Origin of the sequence: Mycobacterium sp. 1081908.1, from assembly GCF_001673535.1 — a bacterium.
Lineage (GTDB): Bacteria > Actinomycetota > Actinomycetes > Mycobacteriales > Mycobacteriaceae > Mycobacterium.
The window spans coordinates 1-641 of sequence record NZ_LZLY01000125.1 but is presented as its reverse complement, the minus strand read 5'-3'; the positions used below and the strand labels follow the sequence as shown (position 1 = coordinate 641).

General features: G+C 62.6%; 1 protein-coding gene. It reads left to right on the top strand.

Annotation, left to right across the window (positions count from 1 at the left end; genetic code table 11):
* Positions 1–86: 86 nt before the first annotated feature.
* Positions 87–641, top strand: a 555-nt coding sequence (locus tag A5655_RS20300; protein ID WP_082978763.1) for a transposase, incomplete at its 3' end; no start/stop codon positions are given.

Below are 641 nucleotides of genomic sequence, written 5' to 3'. Positions count from 1 at the left end.
CTAGACGGTATGTGGGGCTGGGGCCTCGCTCACATGTGAACGTGGGTTGCCGTCAGGAAGTTGGTCCTGGCCGGTAGAGCCACAAGATGTGGGAGGCCCCAGTGGTAGTTCAGCGTACGAGCGTCGGTTTGGATGTGCACGCACGGTCGGTGGTGGCGTGCGGGTTGGACCGGGAGACTGGTGAAGTCTTTGAGCAGCGTCTCACCCCAAGCCATGAAGAGATCGCTGCTTGGATCAGGTCTTTGCCTGGACCGGTTGCAGCTGTCTATGAGGCTGGGCCGACCGGGTTCGGTTTGGCCCGGTCATTGCAGAACGCGGGCATCGTCTGTGAGGTCGCGGCGCCCTCGAAGTTGATGCGGCCATCGGGTGATCGGATCAAGACCGATGCCCGTGACGCGCGGCATCTGGCGCGGTTATTGCTGCTCGGTGAGGTGACGGCAGTGACCATTCCCAGCCGTGAACAAGAAGCGGCGCGGGATCTGGTGCGCGCACGCGAGGATTGTCGGGGAGATTTGATGAGCACTCGGCATCGCTTGTCCAAACTGCTGCTGCGTCAGGGCATCGTCTACAGCGGTGGCAGAGCCTGGACCGGCAAACATGAGCTGTGGCTGCGCGCTCAGCGGTTCGACAATCCCGCCCTG